General features: G+C 61.8%; 21 protein-coding genes and 1 other RNA gene. 16 read left to right on the top strand and 6 right to left on the bottom strand.

The window, feature by feature from the left end:
• Positions 1–44 precede the first annotated feature (44 nt).
• The 3 genes from ABNU55_RS14025 (at position 45) to ABNU55_RS14015 (ending at position 4,615) form a co-directional block, all read left to right on the top strand.
• Positions 45–1,292, top strand: a complete 1,248-nt coding sequence (locus ABNU55_RS14025) for an aspartate kinase (RefSeq protein WP_348764494.1) — start codon at positions 45–47, stop codon at positions 1,290–1,292.
• A gap of 26 nt (positions 1,293–1,318) precedes the next feature.
• Positions 1,319–3,586, top strand: coding sequence for a phosphoenolpyruvate--protein phosphotransferase (ptsP, locus tag ABNU55_RS14020; RefSeq protein WP_348764491.1), 2,268 nt, complete (start codon positions 1,319–1,321; stop codon positions 3,584–3,586).
• 87 nt (positions 3,587–3,673) lie between these two features.
• Positions 3,674–4,615 carry a helix-turn-helix domain-containing protein gene (locus ABNU55_RS14015; protein ID WP_348764490.1) on the top strand — a complete coding sequence of 314 codons (942 nt, stop codon included), beginning with the start codon at positions 3,674–3,676 and terminating at the stop codon, positions 4,613–4,615.
• A gap of 98 nt (positions 4,616–4,713) precedes the next feature.
• Here ABNU55_RS14015 and ABNU55_RS14010 read toward each other — a convergent pair whose 3' ends face one another.
• Positions 4,714–5,154, bottom strand: coding sequence for a pilus assembly protein N-terminal domain-containing protein (locus ABNU55_RS14010; RefSeq protein WP_348764489.1), 441 nt, complete (start codon positions 5,152–5,154; stop codon positions 4,714–4,716).
• Between the two features lie 256 nt (positions 5,155–5,410).
• On the opposite strand from ABNU55_RS14010, the gene ABNU55_RS14005 reads away from it, so the two are divergent.
• The 9 genes from ABNU55_RS14005 (at position 5,411) to ABNU55_RS13965 (ending at position 14,247) form a co-directional block, all read left to right on the top strand.
• Complete coding sequence (locus tag ABNU55_RS14005; protein WP_290752928.1) at positions 5,411–5,584, top strand: Flp family type IVb pilin; 174 nt, start codon at positions 5,411–5,413, stop codon at positions 5,582–5,584.
• 160 nt (positions 5,585–5,744) lie between these two features.
• The gene (locus tag ABNU55_RS14000) at positions 5,745–6,242 is read left to right on the top strand and encodes a prepilin peptidase (protein ID WP_348764488.1); all 498 of its coding nucleotides are present in this window, start codon (positions 5,745–5,747) and stop codon (positions 6,240–6,242) included.
• Between the two features lie 101 nt (positions 6,243–6,343).
• Entirely contained in the window at positions 6,344–7,180 is an 837-nt protein-coding gene (gene cpaB, locus ABNU55_RS13995) for a Flp pilus assembly protein CpaB (RefSeq protein ID WP_348764487.1), read from the top strand.
• Positions 7,180–8,607 carry a type II and III secretion system protein family protein gene (locus tag ABNU55_RS13990; protein ID WP_290752938.1) on the top strand — a complete coding sequence of 476 codons (1,428 nt, stop codon included), beginning with the start codon at positions 7,180–7,182 and terminating at the stop codon, positions 8,605–8,607. Before cpaB ends, ABNU55_RS13990 begins: the two co-directional genes overlap by 1 nt.
• 11 nt (positions 8,608–8,618) lie before the next feature.
• On the top strand, positions 8,619–9,323 hold the full coding sequence (locus ABNU55_RS13985; RefSeq protein WP_348764486.1) for a CpaD family pilus assembly lipoprotein: 705 nt from the start codon (positions 8,619–8,621) through the stop codon (positions 9,321–9,323).
• Between the two features lie 25 nt (positions 9,324–9,348).
• Complete coding sequence (locus ABNU55_RS13980; protein ID WP_290752945.1) at positions 9,349–10,698, top strand: AAA family ATPase; 1,350 nt, start codon at positions 9,349–9,351, stop codon at positions 10,696–10,698.
• A 19-nt stretch (positions 10,699–10,717) separates the two neighbouring features.
• Positions 10,718–12,214, top strand: a complete 1,497-nt coding sequence (locus ABNU55_RS13975) for a CpaF family protein (RefSeq protein ID WP_348764485.1) — start codon at positions 10,718–10,720, stop codon at positions 12,212–12,214.
• A gap of 17 nt (positions 12,215–12,231) precedes the next feature.
• Positions 12,232–13,245, top strand: coding sequence for a type II secretion system F family protein (locus tag ABNU55_RS13970; protein WP_290754544.1), 1,014 nt, complete (start codon positions 12,232–12,234; stop codon positions 13,243–13,245).
• Positions 13,246–13,254: 9 nt separating this feature from the next.
• Positions 13,255–14,247, top strand: a complete 993-nt coding sequence (locus ABNU55_RS13965; RefSeq protein ID WP_290754543.1) for a type II secretion system F family protein — start codon at positions 13,255–13,257, stop codon at positions 14,245–14,247.
• Between the two features lie 26 nt (positions 14,248–14,273).
• Here the strand turns inward: ABNU55_RS13965 and ABNU55_RS13960 are convergent, their stop codons facing one another.
• Entirely contained in the window at positions 14,274–15,185 is a 912-nt protein-coding gene (locus ABNU55_RS13960; RefSeq protein WP_290754542.1) for a hypothetical protein, read from the bottom strand.
• A 117-nt stretch (positions 15,186–15,302) separates the two neighbouring features.
• Between ABNU55_RS13960 and ABNU55_RS13955 the strand changes: the two genes are divergently transcribed.
• The 3 genes from ABNU55_RS13955 (at position 15,303) to ABNU55_RS13945 (ending at position 20,521) form a co-directional block, all read left to right on the top strand.
• The gene (locus tag ABNU55_RS13955; RefSeq protein ID WP_290754541.1) at positions 15,303–16,664 is read left to right on the top strand and encodes a leucyl aminopeptidase family protein; all 1,362 of its coding nucleotides are present in this window, start codon (positions 15,303–15,305) and stop codon (positions 16,662–16,664) included.
• Between the two features lie 96 nt (positions 16,665–16,760).
• On the top strand, positions 16,761–18,713 hold the full coding sequence (locus ABNU55_RS13950) for a DUF885 domain-containing protein (protein WP_290754540.1): 1,953 nt from the start codon (positions 16,761–16,763) through the stop codon (positions 18,711–18,713).
• A 530-nt stretch (positions 18,714–19,243) separates the two neighbouring features.
• A complete protein-coding gene (locus ABNU55_RS13945) occupies positions 19,244–20,521 on the top strand; it encodes an EAL domain-containing protein (protein WP_290754539.1) in 1,278 nt (425 codons plus the stop codon).
• A gap of 14 nt (positions 20,522–20,535) precedes the next feature.
• Here the strand turns inward: ABNU55_RS13945 and ABNU55_RS13940 are convergent, their stop codons facing one another.
• From ABNU55_RS13940 to nudC, 3 genes are all read right to left on the bottom strand, one after another.
• Complete coding sequence (locus ABNU55_RS13940; protein ID WP_290754538.1) at positions 20,536–21,450, bottom strand: LysR family transcriptional regulator; 915 nt, start codon at positions 21,448–21,450, stop codon at positions 20,536–20,538.
• Positions 21,451–21,895: 445 nt separating this feature from the next.
• The gene (locus tag ABNU55_RS13935; protein WP_290754537.1) at positions 21,896–22,054 is read right to left on the bottom strand and encodes a YqaE/Pmp3 family membrane protein; all 159 of its coding nucleotides are present in this window, start codon (positions 22,052–22,054) and stop codon (positions 21,896–21,898) included.
• Between the two features lie 122 nt (positions 22,055–22,176).
• Positions 22,177–23,103, bottom strand: a complete 927-nt coding sequence (gene nudC / locus ABNU55_RS13930; RefSeq protein WP_290754536.1) for an NAD(+) diphosphatase — start codon at positions 23,101–23,103, stop codon at positions 22,177–22,179.
• Between the two features lie 64 nt (positions 23,104–23,167).
• Between nudC and ffs the strand changes: the two genes are divergently transcribed.
• Positions 23,168–23,264, top strand: an RNA gene (gene ffs / locus ABNU55_RS13925) — signal recognition particle sRNA small type.
• Positions 23,265–23,266: 2 nt separating this feature from the next.
• Here the strand turns inward: ffs and ABNU55_RS13920 are convergent.
• On the bottom strand, positions 23,267–24,212 hold a 946-nt coding region (locus tag ABNU55_RS13920; RefSeq protein WP_348764484.1), incomplete at its 5' end, for a Fic family protein.

The following is a 24,212-nucleotide window of genomic DNA, read 5'->3' as shown; positions in this document are numbered from 1 at the left end:
TCAACTCCTGGATCTCTTAGATGGGAAGGCTTGGCGGCGAGGCAATGCAGCGCACAGTTCTGAAATTCGGAGGCACGTCGGTCGCCGATCTCGAACGGATCGCACACGTTGCCGATCTCGTCTCCTGGCGGGCAGGGCAGGGCGAGAAGCTGGCTGTCATCGTCTCTGCCATGGCAGGTGAGACCAACAAGCTTGTGGGCTATGCACGCGGCGCCGCGGGCGATACGCTGACGGGGTCTGATTTCGACGATGAGTATGATGTCGTCGTCTCCTCCGGTGAGCAGGTCACCAGCGGCCTTCTGGCGCTCGCGCTTCGCAAGCGCGGGCTTAAAGCGCGCAGCTGGCTTGGCTGGCAGCTTGCCATGAAGACCAGCCCCGCCCATGGCAGCGCCCGCATCATGGGGTTTGAAAATTCCGGCCTTCTGGACGCGGTCGATGGCGGCGAGGTCGCCGTGATTGCGGGCTTTCAGGGCGTCACCGATGAGGGGCGCGTCTCTACGCTCGGCCGGGGCGGATCGGACACAAGCGCGGTCGCGGTGGCCGCGGCGCTGGGGGCAGATAGCTGCGACATCTATACCGATGTCGACGGGGTCTACACCACGGACCCGCGCATCGTTCCCCAGGCGCGCCGGCTCGACAAGATTTCCTATGAAGAGATGCTGGAAATGGCGTCTCTTGGCGCCAAGGTGCTCCAGACCCGTTCTGTCGAGCTTGCCATGAACCACCAGGTGCGCGTGCGCGTCCTGTCCAGCTTCGCCGCTCCCGGCGAGGACAATCCGGGCACCTATGTCTGCAGTGAGGATGAAATCGTGGAAAAACAGGTCGTCAACGGCGTGACGTATTCGCGCGACGAAGCCAAGGTCACCCTCTACGGGGTTGAGGACAAGCCGGGCGTCTCTGCGCGCCTCTTCTCCCTGCTGGCCGATGCCGGGGTCAATGTCGACATGATCGTCCAGGCCAATGCGCGTGGGCCGGAGCGCGCCAATATGGTGTTCACCTGCACCAGCGCAGACAGCGAAAAGGCTGAAAAGCTCCTTCTGGACCGCAAGGGCGAGATCGGCTTCGAAAGCCTGTCTGTGACCCGTGATGTCGCCAAGGTTTCCGTGATCGGCGTCGGCATGAAGAGCCATACCGGTGTTGCCGGCACCATGTTCGACGCCCTCTACAAGAAGGGCATCAATATCGATGTCATATCGACCTCGGAGATCAAGATTTCGGTCCTGATCGACGCAGCCTATACAGAGCTTGCCGTTCGCGCCCTTCATACCGCTTTCGGACTTGACGCTGCGTAGACAGGCCCGCCAAGTGCGGCTCAGCCATGCCTCAGATTTTTTCGGTCCCTCGTCTTCTCATCAATCGCCTCCGCGATGTGATGGCGGGCGATATGGAAGCCGATACACGGCTTCAGAAAGTCGTGACGCTGATTGCCGGCACGATGATCGCCGACGTCTGCTCGATCTACAAGCGCACCGAAACGGACGAGCTTGAACTGGTTGCCACCGAAGGTCTGGCGCTGTCGGCGGTCCACCAGACACGGATGGCTCTTGATGAAGGCCTGGTCGGCCAGATTGCGCTATCAGGCGAGCCACTCTCGATACAGGATGCTCCACGTCATCCGGCCTTTTCCTACCGGCCGGAAACCGGCGAGGACCCCTATCACGCCTTTCTCGGCGTGCCGATCCTGCGCGGGGGCCGTGTCATCGGTGTCCTGACCGTCCAGAACCGGACAGAACGCCTATATGAAGAAGACGAAGTCGACAGCCTCCAGACCATTGCCATGGTGCTGGCTGAGGTCGTCGCCGCCGACGCCCCGACTCAGCCCAGCGCGCCGGACCCGCGCGAAAGCCGCTCGGTCACCCTGCGCGGGCGCATTCTGGGTGAGGGGCTCGGTCTGGGCCCCGCCCGTCTGCACGACCCCATCGTCTCGCCGGCCCGGTATTTTACCGAAGACCCGGATGCCGAAGCCCTGCGGCTGCGCCGGGCGCTGCGCCAGCTTCAGACGTCCATAGACCGTATGCTGACCAGCGATGTCAGCGCCATTTTCGGCGAACCCCGCGAAGTGCTCGAAGCCTACAAGATGCTCGCCAGCGATCCGGTCTGGGCCGCAAGGCTTGAAGAAACCGTGCGGTCTGGCCTCTCTGCAGAGGCGGCGGTGGACCGGTCCCGGCGCGAACACCGTAACAAGCTGGACAACGCTGCGGATCCCTATCTGCGCGAGCGCATGCACGATCTTGAGGACCTGGATAACCGTCTCCTGCGCGTTCTGTCCGGCGGCGATGCGGCAGGCACCGCCGATGGTGGTGGTGAGGGCGGCGAAGTCCTGATCGCGCGCCGGCTCGGACCGGCTGAGCTCCTCGAATACAGGAATTCCGGCCTCGCCGCGATCATCCTGGAAGAGGTTGCGCCCTCCAGCCACGCTGCCATCGTCGCCCGCACGCTCGGTATTCCGACGCTTGGCGGGGTCACCGGGGCCAGCGGCGCCGTGTCTCCCGGCGATCAGGTGATCGTCGATGCCGAGGAGGGCACGCTCCATGTGCGTCCCGATCAGGATCTGCTCGACGCCTATGCTACCCGTAGCCTGATGCGCACCGAACGCCAGGCGGCCTTTCAGGCGCTGCGCGACCAGCCTTCGCGCACCCGCGATGGCGAGGAAATCTCCCTGATGCTGAATGCCGGGCTCGCGCTTGATCTTGAGACGATGGATAAGACCGGCGCCGATGGCATTGGCCTCTTTCGTACAGAATTTCAGTTTCTCGTCTCCGACACGCTGCCCAAAATGGACTCCCAGGTCGGCCTCTACCGCCAGATCCTGGACTATGCGGGCAATCGGCCTGTGCATTTTCGCACGCTGGACCTCGGCGGAGACAAGATCCTGCCGAACGCCAATCGCGGCGATGAGGAAAACCCGGCGCTTGGCTGGCGGTCGATCCGCTTCGCGCTTGACCGTCCCGGTCTTTTCCGCCGCCAGCTGCGCGCCTTGGTGCGGGCCTGCGAGGGCGGCCCGCTCAGTGTGATGTTCCCCATGGTCACCAAGGCCGAGGAGTTCCTTGAGGCCAAGGCGCTTCTCATGAAAGAGGTCGAATGGAGCGTCGCGCATGGCTTTACGGCCCCGTGCGAGATACGCACCGGCGCCATGCTGGAAGCCCCCGCGCTTGCTTTTGCGCTGGCTGAACTCGCCGATGAGGCCGATTTCATCTCTGTCGGCACCAATGACCTCATGCAGTTTTTCCATGCCGCTGACCGCATGGTCCCTGCCGTCTCCGAACGGTATGATTTCGTCAGCCGCCCGGCCATGCGCTTTCTCGACATGATCCAGTCCGAATGCCGCAAATACGACCTGCCGGTCTCCGTATGCGGAGAAATTGCCTCTCACCCGCTCGAGGCGCTGTGCCTGATCGCGCTTGGCTACCGGTCACTGTCCATGCCGGCTGCCGGAATAGGGCCTGTCAAACGCATGCTGCGCTCTGTCGATCTTTCTGCCTTTGTGCCGGAATTCCGTGCAGCCTTATCCGGCCGGAGCCCAGACTTTCGTAACGAAGTGTTATCCATTGCGGCGTTACAAAAAATTGCCTTGAAAGACAGCTGATAGGCAACGTATACCGAAGATGCTGCATGGCATGGGGTATGCAGCTCCCACAATCTATCTGCCGGTCACCGATTGGAACATCGCGTCATGAAGGACGACGAGCGTAAATTACAAAGTGAATCTTCCGGAAGCGACTGGGTTTCTGGCCAGTCGGACGAGAGCGGATACACCGGACCGGATGAAACGATCATCGCGGACGAAAGTGCCGACAGCCCCTACACTGACAGTCTGATCGACAATTTTACCGCCGGCGGTATTCTCAGGGCCGCCCGGGAGCGTCAGGAACTCAGTATCGACGCCGTCTCCAGCGCGCTCATGCTGAACCATCGCGTCATCGAATGTCTGGAGCGTACCAATCAGCCGCCCGGCTACGATATGAGCCGCACACGTATCGCCGCAAAGAGCTACGCCAAATATCTCGGCGTCCCGGCGGATGCGGTCCTGGCGGATTTTCCCACCGATGAACAACCGCGCCTGGCCACGGCCGTGCCGCGCTCTTCGGTGTCGGAGACGTCCCGCGGTGTCGCCAGCCGCTATGCCCTGCCAGCTGCCGTCATGGCCTGCGTGGTCGTGCTTGGCGCGGCCATCGCTTTCCTCATCCGGCCGGGTGAATTTGCATCGAGCCGTTCCACCCCCTCTGTGGCGGAGCGGGTTGTGGCCGTGAACACGGCTCAGGAAAGCCTCTTTGCCCGCTCGCCGCTGGATGCGGCCCAGTCGGACGATCTCAATCTTTCCCTCGTATCTCTGCGTCCCGCATGGGTAGAGGTTCGCGGCCCGGACGGCACGATCTTCCGCAGCCGGACAATGGCGCGCGGTGAGGTTTACTATCCGCGTGTCGGGGCAGGGTGGACGATCACGGTCAAGGACGGCACGGCCTTTGAGTGGCGTGTCGATGACCGTGCGGTCGGAAACCTCGCCGAAACGGCGATCCCGGTCTACTCCGCCAGTATCGATGAAGCCGCAGCGCTCGCGGCCCAGCAGACCGAGCCGACCCTGGCAGCCGCCTCGAACAGCCGGCCCAGCCGCTAGAGACACGGCTTTTTCACGTTAGCATCGCTATGACAGAAAAAAGCCAGCCCGATGAGGCTGGCTTTAAACGTATTGGCTATTCGAATTCGCGAGCGCGCCTAGTTCTCCGTCAGACGCTGGAGCTGTTCGGCCTGGCTCAGCGAGCGCGAGAAGTGTTGCGGATCATCGCCCAGGACCGGGGCGTCCCGGCATTCGTCCGCGCAGTCATAGGTATAGGAGTTTCCGCCCCGATTGATGGTTACGAGATTGGCCGCATTGGTCGTCACCACGACATTGGTTTCGACCAGAATATTATTGTTCGCGTCAAATACGATAAGGTTGGTGGTGCCGAAGGATTTGCCGGTCAGAAGGATCATGCGAGGGTCCGCGACGGCGACGTCGGCAATGTTCTGGTTCCCGATAACGACATTTGCGGCAGGCCGTGAAAGGCGAAGCGGTTTGGTGACTCCGGTTTCCACCGTCATCTGCTGGGCCGCGGCGCTCATGCAGAATGCGCCTGCTGTCAGCGCCATGGCCATCATCTTCGGGAAGCATTGCATTGCGGGCTCTCCTGCATCGGCCTGCGAAAGGTTTCTTCACCTTTATCATCCAGAAGGTTTCGCGAAGCCTAACGCGGCGAGTGAGGCCCGAATACAGACCGGCGCCCAAGTCTTTGGTTAACCGATTTGGATCACTTGTTCAGAAATTCGACCGACCGATTTACGTGATATTTATCTGGAGTCTCTAGACCAGACCACGTTCCGACGAGAACAAGATATTCGGAACATCATAAATGCATGATGATGGAGTCTCCAAATGCAAAAGCTTGTACGTTTTTTCAAGAATGAGTCGGGTGCAACCGCTATCGAGTATGGCCTCATTGCTGCCCTGATCGCCGTCGCGATCATCAGTGCCGTTTCGGCGCTTGGTGGTACCACCAGCAACACCTTCCAGTCCGTTGCCGATGGCATGACGAACACCGGCAGCTAAGCCTGAACTGGGCTAGTCTGTAATGGCTACAGGTCAGCTTCGACTGACCGAATGAATAAGAGCCGTCGGGGCGCCCCGACGGCTCTTTTCGTTAGAGCGATGTCAAGTATTCGCCTCTAGACTTGAAACCCGTCCCGCCAAGACCAAGCGAGCCATCGCCATGATCCCCGCTCTTTTTGCCAGCGTCTTTATCGTTCTCTGCCTTTACGCGGCCGTGAAGGATGTGGAGACGCTGACCATATCGAACGGTCTCAATGCAATTATCGCCTTCCTGTTTATTCCGGCGGTCATCATCACCGCGCCGGGCTGGGATGTGGCAGGCGCGCATCTGCTCGCAGGCCTCGCGGCTTTCGCGATTTCCGTCCTCCTCTTCTCGCTGGGCGTGTTTGGCGGCGGGGACGCCAAAATGATCCCCGGCGTCATGCTCTGGCTCGGGCCTGCCGCTGCGATCCCCTTCATGACGGCGATGGCTGTGCTTGGCGGGCTTCTGGCGCTCACTGTCATTTTCGCCCGGCGCTTTGTCCCGGCCCATATCGCGCCCGCATTTGCGCGCGAGACATTGCTGCCGGGCAACGGCGTGCCCTACGGCGTCGCAATTGCGGGCGGCGCCATCTATGCCATGCCCTTCTCACCGCTCCTCTCATACCTGAACTTCTGAGCAATTCCAGCGGGTTAACTATGCCTTAGTCTGTGGATGCAAAAGTGCAGGCTGAAGGGGTTCCGATTTCGCGGACCTGTCTCGAGCCGGAGGGGTATCAGATGTCTCCCATGCGCCTGATCATACTGGTCGTCGCCGCCATGGCCGCGATCGGCGCAGCGTTTCTGGTGCGTGGCATGTCGAATGAGCCGGCACAGCGGGTCGATACGGCGCCACAGGTGATCGAGCGTGAGGTTGAGGTGTCCGCCACCAAGGTCCTCGTCGCAGCGGCCGAAATGCGGACCGGTTCGCTTCTGACACCTGAAGATTTCCAGTGGGCCGACTGGCCCGAAAGCGCCCTCAATCCCGCATATTACACCCAGGACGCCGATCCCGAGGCCGTCGAGGAGCTCGCCGGAAGCGTCGTGAAAACGCCGCTTCTGGAAGGCGAGCCAATTGTTGCCCAGAAGGTCGTCAAGAAAGGCGAGACCGGCTTCATGGCCGCTCTTCTCGCGCCCGGCATGCGGGCCATCTCCGTAGAGATCTCGCCTGAGACGGCCTCCGCCGGCTTTATCCTCCCCGATGACCGCGTCGATGTCATCCTTACCTACAATGTCGAGGTGATGGGTGATCGCGGCATGAGCGATACGACGCTCACGCGCACGGTGATCAAGAATGCCCGCGTTCTGGCCATCGACCAGATTTTCGGCGAGGGCGCCGACGGCGCGCCGGCGCTGACAGGCTCGACCGCAACGCTGGAGCTTGAGCCGCGTCAGGCAGAACTCCTCGCCCATTCCAGCCGTATGGGGTCAATCGCCCTGTCGCTGCGCAGTGTGGCAGATGTGAACGAGAATGACGGCCAGCCCACCGCCAATACCAGCCTGCTGGATGGCAATGGCGCCGAAAGTGGCGGCGGGGTCCGTGTCTTCAAGAATGGCAGCGCGAGCGGGGGAAGCTGATGAGCGCACTCTGGCGCACACTTATTGCGGCCTGCGCGGCAGGCCTGCTGCACGCTCCGGTCCCGGCCGGGGCACAAAATCTGATGGGCGTGTCCATCATGGAGCCGGGTGAGACCAATGTCTCGCAGACGATCCGGCTCGGGCTCAACAAATCGACAGTCATTGAACTCGACCGGCCGGTCGCCGACGTCGTGATCACCAATCCCGAAATTGCAGACGCCGTGGTCCAGACCGCGCAGCGGCTGATCTTCCGCGGTATCGAGGTAGGCGAAACCAATGCCTTCCTGTTCGACCGTGCTGGTCAGCCGATCCTCAACCTTGAAATCCTCGTCAACGCCGACACAGCCGCGCTGGAACGCCTTGTCGAGCGCTATGTGCCGGGCGCGCGCGTTTCCGTCGAAAGCGTCGGCGGCAATATGGTCGTCAGCGGCAATGTCGATAATATCGTCCAGTCCGATCAGATCATGCGCCTCATACGGGCCTATTCCGGCGACGACGAACTAGAGCCGGTCAACATGCTCTCTGTGGCTGCCAAGGACCAGGTCATGCTCGAAGTGCGCATCGTCGAGATGCAGCGCTCTCTGGTCAAACAGCTCGGGATCGACATCAACGCGCAGAGGAGTGGCAACCCTGAAGATGTCGTCAACTTCGACCTCTCCTCGGCAACGGCTCTCGCGGTGCAGGGCGGGGCCCTCGGTGGGCTGGGGTTCGACCCGAGCTACACCACCACTGACGCCGATGGCCGCCGGACGACGATCGGTGCGAGCATCGATGCGCTCGAACGGGTTGGTATTGTGCGCACACTCGCAGAGCCCAACATTTCCGCCATTTCCGGCGAAAGCGCGAAATTTCTGGCGGGGGGCGAATTCCCTGTCCCGACCGGGCAGGACGAAAACGGCCGTGTGACCATCGAATTCAAACCTTATGGTGTCGGCCTCGGCTTTACACCAGTGGTCCTCTCCGAAGGCCGGATCTCGCTCAAGGTTTCGACCGAGGTCTCTGAGCTGACCACGCAGGGGGCCTTCCAGGCCGCCGGCTCGCTGTCCATTCCCGCCTTAACCGTCCGGCGCGCCGAAAGCACGGTGGAGCTGCCAAGCGGCGGGTCCATGATGCTCGCCGGCCTGATCCAGAGCCGATCGCGCCAGTCGCTCGACCAGCTGCCGGGCCTGAAACGCCTTCCGGTGCTTGGGGCCCTCTTCCAGTCGCGCGACTTCCTCAATGAGGAAACTGAACTTGTGGTGATCATCACGCCTTACCTCGTCGATCCGACCTCCAAGAACAATCTGCGCACGCCGGCCGACGGGTTTGCCAATGCCAGCGATGCCCAGACCATCTTCTTCGGCGCGCTTAATGCCCAGTATGGCCGTGACGGTCAGGGGCTGAGCCGCGAGAACTACAACGCGCCCGTGGGCTTCATAGAGGAATAGGAGACAGAAAGATGCGCCTGACCCATCGCCCGCACCTCTTCCTCGCGCTCGCGGCTGCCGCGCTGACGGCGGCCTGCGCCTCAGGCCCGGACGGGTCCATTCCGCCTGCCTATCTGACCGGCACATCGCTCGACAATAATGAGATCGGTGTCGGCGAGGACATCCGCTCCATCCAGGTGGCCGTCGATGCGCGCAATGCCTGGATCAATCCGGCTGACCATGCCCGCATCCGTGCCTTTGCCGCAGATTACCGCCAGCGCGGCCATGGACCGCTTGTTGTTTCCGTGCCCGCCAGTCTCGGGGCTGATCCCTATGCCGTTGCCGCTGTGTCCGAAATGCGCGACATCGCCTGGGCCGAGGGTGTTGCCTATGATGACCTGCGCGCACGGGCCTACGATCCGGCCGGCCGCCGCGATGCGCCCCTGCTGCTCAGTTTCCAGGCCTATACGGCCATCGCGCCTTACTGCCCGCCCAAGTCCGCAGTGCAGTTTTCCGACATTACAAACAATAACGACATGGAGACCCTGGGCTGTTCGATCCGTGTGAACCAGGCGGCGATGATCGCAGAGCCAGCTGACCTTCTCGGTCAGCGCGCGCTCGAGGAGGGCGACATTGTACGCCGCCAGAACCAGCTTGAACTTTATCGCACCGGTGAGTCGACAGCAGCAGAGCGCAGCGAAGCTGAAACCGGCGCCATCTCGAACGCGGTGAACTAGGGACGGATTCAGGGCCTGAAAAAGCATGACCAACGAGAACGCACTTTTCGACGATGAATTCGACTTTGACGACGAGCCGAAGCGCTCCGGTGACCTTGTCGGACAGCTGACTGGCGCGCGCGGCGAGGAAGATGCTGAGGCCGGCTCACGGGTCGAACTGCCCCCGATGGAAGCCTATGAAGGCGGCGACCGCGCGATACCGGCGATCTCGGTCCTGGCCTTCTGCGAGACGCGCCGCGTCTCTTCCATTATCGACCGCGTCCAGAGTGACCGGCGCATGTCGAATGCCACGGTCGAGATCATTCCCGGCGGAATCCCAGCCGCCATCGAACACCTGGCCGAACATCCGACGCCAAACCTGCTGATTGTCGAATCCTCGGCGCCGGCCAGCCAGATGATCGCCCAGATCGATGAGCTTGCCGGCCATTGTGAGGAAGGCGTTGAGGTCATGGTGGTCGGCGCGACCAATGACATTGCGCTCTACCGCCAGCTCGTCGCCCGCGGCGTCAGTGAATATCTCGTGCCACCGATTGAGCCGGTGCAGATGGTTCGCTCCATCGCCAACATCTTCACCGATCCGGACGCGCCCTTTGTCGGCAAGTCCATCTCCGTGGTCGGCGCCAAGGGCGGGGTAGGGGCCTCGACCATTGCCCATAATCTCGCCTGGTCTCTGGCCGAGAATGCGCGCGTCAGCACCTCACTGGTCGATCTCGACCTTTCCTTCGGCACAACCTCGCTCGACTTCAACCATGAGACCCAGCAGACCATTGCCGACGCGCTGATGGCGCCTGACCGCGCCGATGACGCGGTGATTTCCCGCCTGCTGGCCAAGGCGACAGACCGGCTTTCCCTCTTTACGGCCCCGGCCAGTGTCAACCAGCTGATGGACATCGACGCCTCGGCCTATTCGACGGTGATCGAAGGCGTGCGCCGCCTCATGCCCTATGTCGTGCTCGACCTGCCGCATGGCTGGTCGCAATGGATCTACAATACGCTGATCAGCTCCGATGAGGTGATCCTGGTCTGCCAGCCGGACCTCGCCTCCCTGCGCAATGGCAAGAACATGCTGGACAAGCTGAAGACCCAGCGTCCGAATGACCGTCCGCCACGCCTTGTGATCAATATGATGGGCGTGCCCAAACGTCCCGAAATCCCGATCAAGGATTTTGCTGCTGCCATCGAGGCAGAGCCGGAGATCGTCCTGCCTTTCGATCCCCACCTCTTCGGCACGGCCTCCAATAAGGGCCAGATGATTTCCGAGGCGGATCCGCAATCCAAGCCGGCTGTCGCCATCGACCAGCTCGCCACCACGCTGTCTGGCCGCGAGACCATGCAGCCCGAAAAGTCGCTGCTCAAGAAACTCCTCGGAAAGTAATCGGGACTAGGAAAGCCTTATGTCCTTTGGAAAACGCTCAGCAAATGCAGTCAGGCCCGCGCCGCCCGCGCAGCAGCCGGCTAAACCTGCTGCGCGCCCCCAGCAGCCGCCCGCCGAGAAACCGGCAAAGCCCGCGCCGCCGCCACAGGCCGGCGCGCCCGATGCCGCCAGCCGCAAACCTGCAGCATCGAAGCCGCCGCCGGAGATGGCGAAAGAACGCGTGCACCGCGTCGACACCCGGTCTGAAGAATATTACGCGACCAAGACGACCATCTTCAACGCGCTGATCGACACGATCGATCTCGGCCAGCTTGCCCAGCTCGATGCGGCCAGCGCGCGCGAGGAGATCCGCGACATCGTCGTCGAGATCATCTCGATCAAGAATGTCGTCATGTCGATTTCCGAACAGGAACACCTGCTCGACGACATCTGTAACGACGTGCTCGGCTATGGTCCGCTTGAGCCGCTTCTGGCGCGCGACGACATCGCCGACATCATGGTGAATGGCGCCGACACCACTTATATCGAAGTCAACGGCAAGATCGAGCGGACCAATATCCGCTTCCGCGACAATGCCCAGCTGATGAATATCTGTCAGCGCATCGTGTCCCAGGTCGGCCGCCGCGTCGATGAAAGCTCACCCATCTGTGACGCGCGTCTTCTTGACGGCTCGCGGGTCAACGTTATCGCGCCGCCGCTTGCGATTGACGGGCCGACGCTCACCATTCGTAAGTTCCGGAAGGACAAGCTGCGCCTCGCTGACCTTGTGAAGTTCGGCTCCATTTCCGAAGCGGGCGCGGAAATCCTCCGCATCATCGGCCATTCGCGCTGCAACGTCCTCATCTCGGGCGGGACCGGTTCGGGTAAGACGACGCTTCTCAACTGTCTGACCGGCTTCATTGATCCGACAGAGCGCGTCATCACCTGCGAAGACTCCGCCGAACTCCAGCTTCAGCAGCCGCATGTCGTGCGCCTCGAAACCCGCCCGCCCAATATCGAAGGGTCCGGCGAGGTCTCGATGCGCGATCTCGTCAAGAACTGTCTGCGGATGCGCCCGGAACGGATCATCGTGGGCGAGGTGCGCGGACCGGAGGCGTTCGACCTCCTGCAGGCCATGAACACCGGCCATGACGGCTCCATGGGCACGTTGCACGCCAACACCCCGCGCGAAGCCCTCAGCCGTGTGGAATCCATGATCACAATGGGCGGTTTCTCGCTGCCGGCAAAGACGATCCGCGAAATGATCGTGGGCTCCATCGATGTCGTGGTTCAGGCCTCGCGGCTGCGCGATGGTTCGCGCCGGATCATGCAGATCACTGAGGTGATGGGCCTCGAAGGCGACACGATCATCCTTCAGGACGTCCTCAAATTCGAGGTCGAGGGTGAGGATGAGAATGGGCGGGTAAAGGGCCGCCATCGCGGCACAGGCATCGGCCGGCCCCGCTTCTGGGAACGTGCGGCCTACTACAATATGGAGCGCGATCTCGCCAAGGCGATCGATGCGCTGGAAACCTGATGCTGGGCGGCGACCTCATGATATACCTTGTTGCCGGTCTCGCCTTCGTGGCGCTGGCAGGGATCGGCCTTGCGCTGACCGGCTCGGATGGCAACACGGCCACTAAGCGGGCCAGGCAGCTCAAGGATGGCAGGTCCGCCAACAAGTCCCGCCAGCCGCAGGACGCGGCCTCCCAGCGCCGCCGTCAGACCCAGCAGATGCTCAAGAAACTGCGTGAGCGTGATGAGGCCCGGCGCAAGTCGCTGCTGCCACAGGACATTCGCGGCAAGCTTCTCCAGGCCGGCCTCGACATGAAGCCCGAAACCTTCTGGATCGCCAGCGCCGTGCTCGGCCTCGTGCTCGCTGTCCTGACCTTCCTGTCGGGCGCAGAAGGCCCGCCGCCCATTGCGGGGATCGAGATCAAGTCACGTCCCGCCATGGTCGTTGCAGGGGCCATAGCAGGCTTTCTCGGTATTCCGCGCTGGCTGCTCGGCTTTCTGACCAAGCGCCGCTACAAGAAGATGACGGCCCAGTTTGCCGATGCCATCGACATCATCGTGCGCGGCGTCAAATCGGGTCTGCCGCTCACCGAATGTCTGCGCATCATTGCGCGCGAAAGCCCCGCGCCGCTTGGGGCTGAGTTCAAGACCCTGACGGACAATATCCAGATGGGCACGACGATCGAACGCGCGCTTCAGCAATTCTACAAGCGCGTGCCCCTGCCGGAGGTGAACTTCTTCGTCATCGTGCTCACTATCCAGTCCAAGTCGGGCGGTAACCTCTCCGAAGCGCTCGGCAACCTCTCCAAGGTCATCCGCGAGCGCAAGATGATGCGCGAGAAGATCAAGGCCATGTCCTCTGAAGCCAAGGCGTCTGCGGGCATTATCGCCGCGCTGCCCTTTGCGGTCGGCATCATGGTGTTCATGACCACCCCCAGCTACATGATGGAGCTTTTCTACAAGCCGACCGGTCACATGATCCTCTTCATGGGTGTGGGCCTGATGTTTACCGGCGTCACCGTGATGCGCCGCATGATCAATTTCGACATCTAGGGGCGGGGCATGAGAAACTTCATCACCTCCCTCTCCGACCCGGCCATGCTGGCCTCGCTGCTGGCCGCCGTGGCCATGTTCGCGACTATTGTCTCGCTCGGCCTGCCCCTGCTGAAAGGCGACCGGCTGGAAACCCGGCTCAAACAGGTCACGACACAGCGTGAGAAGCTTCGCCGCGCCAACCGCGCTGCGCTGGAGCGCCGGGGCCTGAAGAAAGACAATTCCGGCCGGATCAGCGAGATTACCGGCAAGCTCAACCTGCAGAAGATGCTCGAAGACCCCAATGTCGAGCACAAACTGGTCCAGGCGGGCCTGAGGGGGCCCCGCCCGCTCGCCATCTTCTATTTCTTCCGCTTCGTCCTGCCGCTTGCGATGGCCTTCCTCGCCTTCGTCTACATCTTTCTCATCAACGATCTTGGTCTCAATCCGCAGATGAAGATCGGCGCGGTCGTGTTTGGCGCCGCCGCGGGGTTCTACGCCCCGAACCTCTACGTCTCGAACCTGGCCCAGAAGCGCCAGAAATCCATCATGCAGGCCTTTCCGGACGCCCTCGACATGCTGCTGATCTGTGTCGAATCCGGCATGTCGATTGAGCTTGCCTTCGCCAAGGTCGGCGCGGAAATCGGCGCGGCATCCCCGGACCTTGCCGAAGAGTTCCAGCTGACCACCGCAGAGCTTGCCTATCTGCAGGAACGGCGCACCGCCTATGAAAACCTCGCCAAGCGGACCGGCCATGAGGGCGTCAAATCGGTCTGTCTGGCGCTGATGCAGGCCGAACGCTACGGCACGCCGCTCGGCGATGCGCTCCGCGTGATGGCCAAGGAAAACCGCGACATGCGCATGTCCGAAGCCGAGAAGAAGGCCGCAGCCCTTCCGGCCAAGCTCACCGTGCCGATGATCCTGTTCTTCCTGCCGGTCCTGTTCCTCGTCGTGCTCGGCCCGGCCTATATCAAGTATCAGGACATGCAGGCCCGCAACGCCGCGGTCAGCGCCGATCGCTAGACGGCGCCGCGCGCCAGGGGCTGCCTCTAACGGCTGAGAGAGCCGCGCAGCTGCGGCACGGCCCGGCGGTCCGGTTCTGCCTCTTCCGGGACTTGCTGGATTTGCGGGGCAGGGGCATCTGCCTCCTCGCGTTCCAGAGACTCATAGCTGCGGGCAGGCGCCAGCATGGCGCGGATGGCCGACAGGTTGGCCTCCACCGTGCGGTCGGGCGCATGAGGATCGACGGCACGCATGGCGTCGAACTCGCCCTGCAAGCCAAGGATGAGGGCAAGGTTCTGGCGCACCCGTGCATCGGCGCCCGGCAGGGCGTAAGCCGTCCGGATCTCACGCTCGGCCGCGTCGAGATCGCCCGAAAGTGCCAGCGAAAGGCCGTAATTGGTCAGCGTCGAAATGCGCTCCGGCTCCAGCTCTAGCGCGCGGACATAGGCGGTCTGCGCATCGCGGTGGCGCTCGAGCCGGTCCAGCGCGACGCCCAGGGCGGCATGCGCGGTCGCATTGCCGGGCGCGATCACGGTGGCCTGGTAGAAGGCTTCCGCTGCCTCGCCCGGCCGGTTCTCGCTCATCAGGGCGCGCCCCATGATAAGCTGCAGTGCATCAGAACGCGGATGGAGCGGTATTGTCTTGGTCAGCACATCTATGGCGCGCTCATGGCTGCCGATTTCCCGCAGCGCGCTCGTAAAGCGGATGGTCGTCTCCAGCTTGCTTGGATCCTTGCGGAACTCGGCGGCCCAGAAATTCGCGCGCGTCAGCGGATCGGCGCGTTCGATCTCGGCGATTTCCTCGGGCGTGGCCGGGGCCAGCTGTTCCTCATAGTCCGCGTCTGCAGACGCTTGCGCATTCAGCTCAGCGGCGTCGCCGCCCGCACCGGACGCGCAGGCCGAAGCAAGGGCGATGCAAAAAAAGGAAACCGAATAAAAAGACGCTCGTTTGAGTGACATCGTGCGACCTCTCGGGGAAACTGTTTCACCCGCCACCTTGCGCGTTCAAGCCTCAAGGATCAGTTAACTGAGGTGACGATAGCCTTAACCTCTTAGACCTTCGAAAGAGCCCTCTCCATGCACAAAGCGTTCACGGCCAGCGCCGAAACTCCCGCCCGCCTGCATCTTTTCCGCGCGGGCGAGTGGGACGACGCATCCGGCGATCTGCCCGCTGCGCTTCGTGCCCAGGCCAGGGCACAGGGCTTCAAGGCAGGCACCGGCGAAATGGTCATCCTCGCTGACAGCGAGGGGGAGATCGCAGATGTCCTCTTCGGGCTGGGAGACAGGCCCGATGCGCTCGCGGCAGCGGCGCTGTCTGCAAAACTGCCGGCTGGCGACTATGAGGTGGCCCGCGATGGCGGCCAGCCGCTCGCCAATATCGCGGCCGGCTGGGCCGATGGGGCCTACCGGTTTGATCGCTATCTGAAGACGAAAGCCAATCCGCCCCGCCTCGTTATCGGTGACGGCGAGGATGCCGACGCCCTCGACCGCGAAGCCGAAGCCATCTCGCTCCTGCGCGACCTTATCAATACACCGGCCCAGGATATGGGCCCCGCCGGTATAGAAACGGCTATACAGACCCTGGCCGAGGAGTTCAGCGCCGATCTCAGCGTCATCACGGGCGACGATCTTCTCAGCGAGAATTATCCGATGGTGCACGCGGTCGGCCGGGCTGCGGCCGAAGCCCCGCGCTTCATGGAGCTGTCCTGGGGCAATGACGACCACCCGGAACTCGCCCTTGTCGGCAAGGGCGTCGCCTTCGACACGGGCGGTCTTAATCTCAAGCCCGGCTCCGGCATGAAGCTCATGAAGAAGGATATGGGCGGCTCGGCCCATGTCATCGCGCTCGCCCGGCTGGTCATGAGCTCCAACCTCCCCGTGCGCCTCAAACTCTACGTCCCGGCTGTCGAGAATGCGATCGGGCGCGATGCTTTCCGCCCCAGCGACATCCTGCAGACCCGCAAGGGTCTCACGGTGGAGATCGACAATACAGACGCCGAAGGCCGCCTCATCCTTGGCGATGCGCTCGCCCGGGCCTGTGAAAGCGACCCCGACCTTCTCGTTGACTTTGCCACCCTGACAGGCGCGGCCCGCGTCGCTCTCGGACCCGATCTTGCGCCCTTCTACACAGATGACGGGGACCTTGCCGACGCGATAAGTGCCGCCGGCACCGTGTCGGGCGACCCTGTTTGGCGCATGCCGCTCTGGGACCCTTACAAGTCGATGCTGAAAAGCTCGGTGGCCGATCTGCAGAATTCCGGCGGACGCTTTGCCGGTTCGATTACGGCCGCCATTTTCCTCAAACAGTTCGTGGATGCGCGCCGCTGGGTCCATCTCGATGTCTGGGGCTGGCGCGAGGGCAAATATGGCCGGCCGGAAGGCGGCGCAGCCTGCGGTCTGCGGGCGATCTGGGCCATGTTGCGCACGCGCTATGCCTGAATTTGTAAGGCAGGAGGTCGAATTCGCCCTCTTGCCTTGCATCTGAACCAAAATCCTGCTCTTTAGCGAAAATCGATAAGAACAGGAGTTTCCCTAATGCGTGTCACGCTGTCTGCGACTGCCACAGCCCTTGCTCTCATTCTGGCCGCCTGCGGTGAGTCTGCCGCGCCCCAGCAGGACACCAGCGCCGAAACAGGCGCGGACTCCGCGCAGGCCGAAGCTGCAGACGACGCGGCAGAGGAAACGGAAACCGCGCGTCTCAACGCCTGGTTCGATGAGAAATATGAAGAGCTGGTGATGATGAGCCCCATCCAGCTCACCTTCCTTGGCCGCAAGGAACGCAATGACGAAATCGACGATATGTCCTATGAGGCCGCCCAGGAACAGGTCCAGTGGCGCCTCGACAGTGTCGCTGAGATGGAAGCCAATTTCGACTATGACGCCCTGACCCAGGAGGCGAAGAATTCCTGGGACGTCTGGAAATATCAGGCCGAGCGCGCCGAAGAGGGCCTCGATTATTTCTATAACGGCTTCACCTTCGACCAGATGAACGGCGCGCAGAGCTTCCTGCCCACCGTCCTTATCCAGTTCCACCGGGTCGACAATGAAAGCGACATGGAAGCCTATATCTCGCGGATCAGCGAGGGCGCGCGCGCTGGCGACCAGCTTCTGGACGTCGCCAAGGAAAGCGCCAGCCGCGGCGTCGAGACGCCTGACTTCGCCCTCGAAGGCGTGATCGATCAGGCTGAGAAAGTCATCACCGGAGCGCCGTTCACCGACGGGGAGCCGTCCGACCTCTGGGCCGACATCGAAATGGAAATCTCCAATCTCCAGGACGCCGGTGAGATTGATGAAGCCCGCGCCGAAGAGCTGACCGAGGCTGCCAGAACTGCGCTTCTGGAAGACTTCCAGCCTGCCTATCAGCGCCTCATCGACTGGGCCACGGAAGAGCTTGAAGACGCCCCGTCCAACCCGACGGGCCTTACCTCACAGCCGGGCGGAGAGGACTATTACAACTACCGCCTTCACGTCTCGACCACGACGGACCTGACCGCAGACGAAATCCACCAGATCGGCCTTGATGAAGTCGAGCGCCTGCAGGGCGAGATGGAAGCGGTGAAAGAAGAGTTCGGCTTTGACGGCACGCTGCAGGAATTCTTCGTCTATCTGCGTGAGAACACCGATGACCGTGAGCTTTATTACGAAGACAATGATGAAGGCGCAGACCAGTATATCGCTGACGCCTCGGCGGCCATCGACAATATCGAGACGCAGCTGCCGGACTATTTCGGCATTCTGCCAAAGGCTGACCTTGTCGTGAAACGGGTCGAGCCTTTCCGCGAACAGGACGGCGCTGCCCAGCACTACTATCCCGGTACGCCGGACGGGTCGCGTCCCGGCACCTATTACGCCCACCTGTCGGACATGACCGCCATGCCGAAGCGGGAACTGGAAGTGATCGCCTATCATGAGGGGCTTCCGGGCCACCACATGCAGATCTCCATTGCGCAGGAGCTGCAGGACATCCCGCAATTCCGCACGCAGGCCGGCTTCACCGCCTATTCCGAAGGCTGGGGCCTCTATGCAGAACGCCTCGCCAGCGAAATGCCGGGCACCTTCCAGACGCCGCAGTCCGAATTCGGCCGCCTCGGCTCTGAAATCTGGCGCGCCATCCGCCTCGTGGTGGACACCGGTCTGCACTCCAAGGGCTGGACCGAGCAGGAAGCATTTGAATACTTCACCGAAAACGCTGCCGTCACCGACGCGCAGGCCCGCTCGGAAATCCAGCGCTATATCGTGATGCCGGGTCAGGCCACCGCCTACAAGATCGGCATGATCAAGATCCTCGAACTGCGTGAACATGCCCGCGAGGAGCTTGGCGACGATTTCGATATCAAGGGCTTCCACGACACCATCCTCGGTGGCGGTGCCCTGCCGCTCGAAATCCTTGAGCGCCGCGTCGATACCTGGATCGAAGAGGTGAAGGCGGACAAGGCCGGGGCCGAAGCAGACGCCGGCGAGGCAGAGGAAATGGAAACCGAAGACTAGGTTTCACCCTCCGGCATGGGCCCCCGTGTGGACCCGTGCTCCCGGACGAAAACGAGAGCCCCGCAGCCCGCGCTGCGGGGCTTTTTTCTTTCTGAAGCACCGGCGGTCGTGCGCAAAAACCGCCCAGAGGTCCCAGTTTTGTGACCTAAGATGTCATTTTTTCCACAATTTTTATTGAGAGATATTCCAGCCTTTATTTCGCCTGCTCTCAGGCCTTCTTGCCAGTTCTGAATATTTCAAAATTTAAAACTTCAAGAATTTCAAGATACTCTGGCTGGGGCCTCTGGACCTCGGTGGTCACTGGGATTTTTCTATTCTGGGTGCGTTCAATAATTACCGGAAGCTCGGCCAAATTTCAGGGAAATTTCCGCTTTTCTGTAGAGCCGCCGTCAATTAGCGCCTCACACATTCGCCGCGTGAGTCTGAGCCGAGGGCGGCGCGCGGTGTGGGGTGATGGGGTTGCCGGCAGGCTTTCCCTCTCCCGTTGGGCCGGCCTCGCCTTTGCGGGATGTGTCAGGGATGGTTTTGGAATGGTTCAGTTGAGCGCCGGAGGGGGAAAGTCGGATGGCGATACCGGCCTCCGTCTGAATGAATACCGCCCTGCGGGCCCCGCCCCCGAAAGCGTCATCCAGTCGACGCTGAATTCGGCGCGCCGGCATCTCGGAATGAAGATGGCCTATATCTCCAGGGTTGATGGCGACAAGAGCCACCTGGTCTATGTCGATGCGCCCGGTTTTGAGGCGGCGATGCACCCCGGCAGCGTGCGCGACGTCAGTGAGGTCTACTGCCAGCATATTCTGGACGGCCGCGTTCCTCAGCTTCTTCCCGACGCGGCCTGCCATCCGGTTACCCGCGACATGCAGATCACCCATCTCCTGCCGGTCGGCGCCCATATCAGCGTGCCCATCCGCACGCGCGAAGGTGAATTCAGCTTCCTTTTCTGCTGCCTCGACACAGAGCCCAATTCCTCATTGAACGCCCGTGATATCGGCGTGGTGCGCCTCTTTGCGGAAATCGCCGGGGCCCAGATCGCCCAGCAGGAGGAACACGAGCACCAGACCCGCCAGACGCGCGAGCGCATCGAGACGCTTATCGCAAGGAAGCAGTTCTCCATCGCCTATCAGCCGCTCTGGAACATCACCAATGCGCGCATCCTCGGCTTTGAGTGCCTGGCGCGCTTTCCCACGGACCCTGAGCGTGATCCTTATAGCTGGTTCGAGGAGGCGGAGTCGGTCGGCCTTCTGGCCGAGCTTGAACTGGCCCTCATCGAAGCTGCGCTCACCAGCGCGAAGATCTTTCCTGAAGACGTCCGCCTGTCGATCAATGTCTCCGCCGGAACCATCCTCCACCCGCGGTTTGCCGACACGCTGCTGGCCTTCGATGTCAGCCGGCTCATCATAGAGCTGACAGAGCATGCCCAGATCAGCGACTATGGCGCGGTGCGGGCCGCGCTCGATCCGCTTCGCACCTTCGGTGTGCGGGTGGCGCTCGATGATGCCGGCTCTGGCTGCGCGGGCCTGCAGCATATCCTTGGCGTCAATGCCGACTTCATCAAGCTCGACCGGTCGCTGGTCGACAGCCTGCATGACAGCCCCGTCTCCCGCGCCATGATCGCCGCCCTCCGCTATTTCGCGCACCAGACAGACGCCGTCATCATTGCTGAAGGTGTTGAGACGCGAGAGGAATTCGATGCGCTCCGCGCGCTCGGCATAAAGTATGCGCAGGGCTTTTTTCTCGGCAAACCCGTCGGTTTCAAACTGTCCCGCGAGCTGCTGATGCGCGCCGGTGCCAACGGTATGGAGGTCTAGCCGGAGACCGGCGCTCAGGCGCCCGCCGCCTCGCTCAGCTGCTTCGCCTTCATCGCTTCGGCGATATGGTCGGCCAGCAGCCGCGCCTTGCCTTTCAGCTTGCCGCCGGACCACACCACGTTCAGCGGCAGGGCAGGGGCCTCCCACTCCGGCAGCAGCCGCGCCAGCTGACCCTCACGCACCTTCTCACAGACCAGCCAGTCCGGCGCCAGGATATAGCCGAGCGCGTCCTGCGCGCACTGGATCAGCATGTCGCCGGACGACGCCCTGAACCGGCCTGCCGCGCGCACACTGTCTGTCTCGCCGCTTTCGCCATGGGTGAGCGTCCAGACCGCAGCGCCCGATTGCTGGCGCAGCGACAGCGCCTCATCCGGGGTCAGCTCGCCGGGCCGGCTCACGCCTTTCAGCTGCGCGATATAGATGGGTGAGGCCCAGAGCTTTCGCGGGCTCAGCGCGATCCGCTTGGCCATCAGGCTGGAATCGGCCAGCTCGCCCAGCCGGAAGGCGAGATCGACGCCCTCCTGCACGATATCGGTATAGGAATCGTCGGAAATGACATCCAGAGACAGGTCCGGATAGCGCCGCATGAAGCTTGCCAGCGCCGGCGCGATCACCACGCGCGACAGCGAATGCGGCACGCTGATGCGCAGCTGGCCGACCGGCTCATTGTCGAGGCCGCGCACCTCCGCCTCTGCCGCTTCGAACGCCTCCAATATGCCGCGCGCCCGCGCATAGAAGCTCTGGCCCGCCTCGGTCAGGCTCAACGCGCGGGTCGTGCGCAGGAAAAGATCGGCGCCAAGCTGCGCCTCAAGGTCCTGTATCCGCCGCGAGACGGTGGGCTGGCCGATTTCCAGATCGGCGGCCGCCTTGGAGAAACTCCCCGTATCGGCCACCCGCAGGAAGAGCCGCATCGCATCCAGCCTGTCCATCCTTGTCGCTCCCCGTATTCAGCGCGTCTTTCCCATATAGAGGCGCGCGCCCCCTTCCGCGAGGGCAAAGCAGCGGCGGCCCTCACTCGCCCGGAAATCCCCGCAATGACGGGCGATCTGGCGGCGATTTCATCTTTTTCGCGTGACTGGTGAAAAAAATCTGCAACCGCCGGGAACCACTCCCGCGCAAGTTCATTGTTCAGACATAACACAGACCAGCCGGAGGTTCTGAAGTAACAAGGCAAAATCCCTCCTCCCCTCACCCCGCCTTGTCACTTCCGGCTTGAAGACCCTGCACTTCCCCCTCAGTGCAGGGTCTTCCTATATCTGGCGCCCGCATTTTCGCGGCAGCCCGCGCCCCTTACATCCCGCCCAGCACAAAAAGCCCGCGCCGGCGCAGGGCCGGGCGGGCTGAGCGTGTTCGCGGTGGCCTGAAGGCGGCGGCCTATCGGCGCGCGATGATCCAGATGGCGTGAACCAGGCCCGGAACATAGCCGAGCAGGGTCAGCAGGATATTCAGCCAGAATTGCAGGCCGAGCCCAACCTGAAGAAACACGCCGAGCGGCGGGATCAGGATCGACAGGATGATGCGGATAAGGTCCATCTTGAAGGGTGCTCCATGGGAAAGAAAGCCAAACGCCAGCCGGGGGCGGCGCGTTCCGCAGGCGGCGCAAAAGCCCCTCCGCCCTGCCGGGCACCTCACCTGTAAACGGGGAAGGGCGCCGCCTAATCCTCCCGTTCGGCCCATTCCTTCATGATGTGGTGCGCCACGGCAAAGGGCGGGGGCGCGAACATCTCTTCATGCTCCCCGGCCAGCACCCGCCTTATCTCGCCCCGCGAGAACCAGCGCGCGGTCTCCAGCTCTTCCTTGTCGACGGCGATCTCCTCACTCTCGGCCGGCAGGATGAGGCCGATCATCAGCGAGGATGGAAACGGCCAGGGCTGGCAGAACAGGTATTCGGTCTTTGCCGGGTCGCAGTGGATGCCCGCTTCCTCATGGATTTCGCGCGCCGCGCCCTGTTCCAGCGTCTCACCGGGCTCGATAAAACCGGCGAGGCAACTCCACATCCCCTTCGGCCACATCTTCTGTCGGCCCAGCAGGCACTGGTCGCCCTTCACGGCCAGCATGATGGCGACCGGGTCCGTCCTCGGAAAATGCTCTGCAAAACACTCGGTACAGGCCCGCTTCCACCCCGCCTCGACCCGCGCGCTCTCGGCCCCGCAGCGCGAGCAGAACCGGTGCGAGCGATGCCACTCAAACAGCGACCGCGCCGTGGAGGCGAGATTGGCCTCCATCTCGCTCATCAGGCCCATGGCCTGGCGGAAATCGGTAAACTCCCCCGTCCCGGCAATCAGGGAGGCCTCGACATCGAAATCGCCGGGCATCTCCACCGCGAAGACCGGCGTGCCATTCTTGTCGAGCCCCAGGAATAGCGGCTCGCTTTCGGGCGCCAGCTTCACCGCCTCCGGCCCCAGCCAGACAAGCCCGCCATCCTTGGCCAGCAGCGGCAGCCCGCCCTGCATCAGCAGGACAAGCACATCCTCGCGCTTATAGGCCTCGGCCAGCCAGTCAGGATCGGTGCGGTGATGGCCGGCGCGGTCAATCGGGCGCGCGCCCAGCGGAATGAAATCGGAATTGGTCGTATTAGCCATGACCAACACCTATCAGCATCCGCCCCCTTGTCACCCCGCTTTCAAAACGCGATATGGGGCCATAGGAGGCTGGCGGTGGACGAAGTCCTCGCCAACCGGGTCAGGTCGGGAACGAAGCAGCCCTAACGAGTTTCGCTTCGGGTCACTGTCCAGTCTCCGCTATTCACGAATTTGTAGCTAAGTGATCCTGTTCGCCTAGAACTTCAGTGAGATCGTCTGCGCACTCGTGTAGGATGTCGAGATAAGGTTTGAATGCAAATACCCTATTTCGTCTCCCGCTATTTGCTTGCACAAGGTAGCCTGCATCAACATAAGCATCGATTAAGTTGTTTGCGGTGGGCGGTGAGACTCCTAGGTTATTAGACACCAAATTTGCCGTGATGTACGATCGTTGGAATAAAAACTCACCAAACGCCACGGCACTTGGGCTTTTGGTGATCGCTTTGGATTCGCTAACCATACGTTCTCGGAGTGCCCGAATCTCTTTAGCCGCGTTTAGGGCAGAGCGAGAGGTGACGGTTATGCCGCGAAGAAAGAATATCACCCATTCTTCCCATTGACCTCTGTCGCGTACGTTTTGAAGTCGCTGATAATATTCTTCCCTATTGCTTTTAAAATATAAGCTCAGATAGAGAACTGGTAGCTCGAGAACTTCACGTTCGCAAAGTAGCAGTGTGATTAGCATCCGCCCGAGTCGCCCATTGCCGTCCCAAAATGGATGGATGGTTTCGAATTGGGCGTGAATTAACGCGCATTGGACCAGGTCGGGCAGACCGTCACGCGTGTTGATGTATTTCTCTAGCTCATAAAGAGCTTCCTTCATCAGCGGCACTGAAGGAGGTACGAATGTAGCTTCATCAATCTCGCAGCCAGCTGATCCAATCCAATTCTGATTTTGTCTGAAATCGCCGGGTCCTCTGGTGGCGCCGCGACCCGCAGATAACAAAATTGCGTGGGCTTCCTTAATTAGGTTCAATGTAATCGGCTTTTTCTTGATCGCATCCACCGCCCATTGCATCGCGTTTAGGTAGTTCACAATTTCGAAAACATCTCGCAGTTCGCCTGTTAGTTCGTGATCAATTTCATATTCAAGTAAGTCTTCGAGAGAC

Origin of the sequence: uncultured Henriciella sp., from assembly GCF_964005855.1 — a bacterium.
GTDB lineage: Bacteria > Pseudomonadota > Alphaproteobacteria > Caulobacterales > Hyphomonadaceae > Henriciella.
This window is presented reverse-complemented; position numbering and strand designations above follow the sequence as displayed.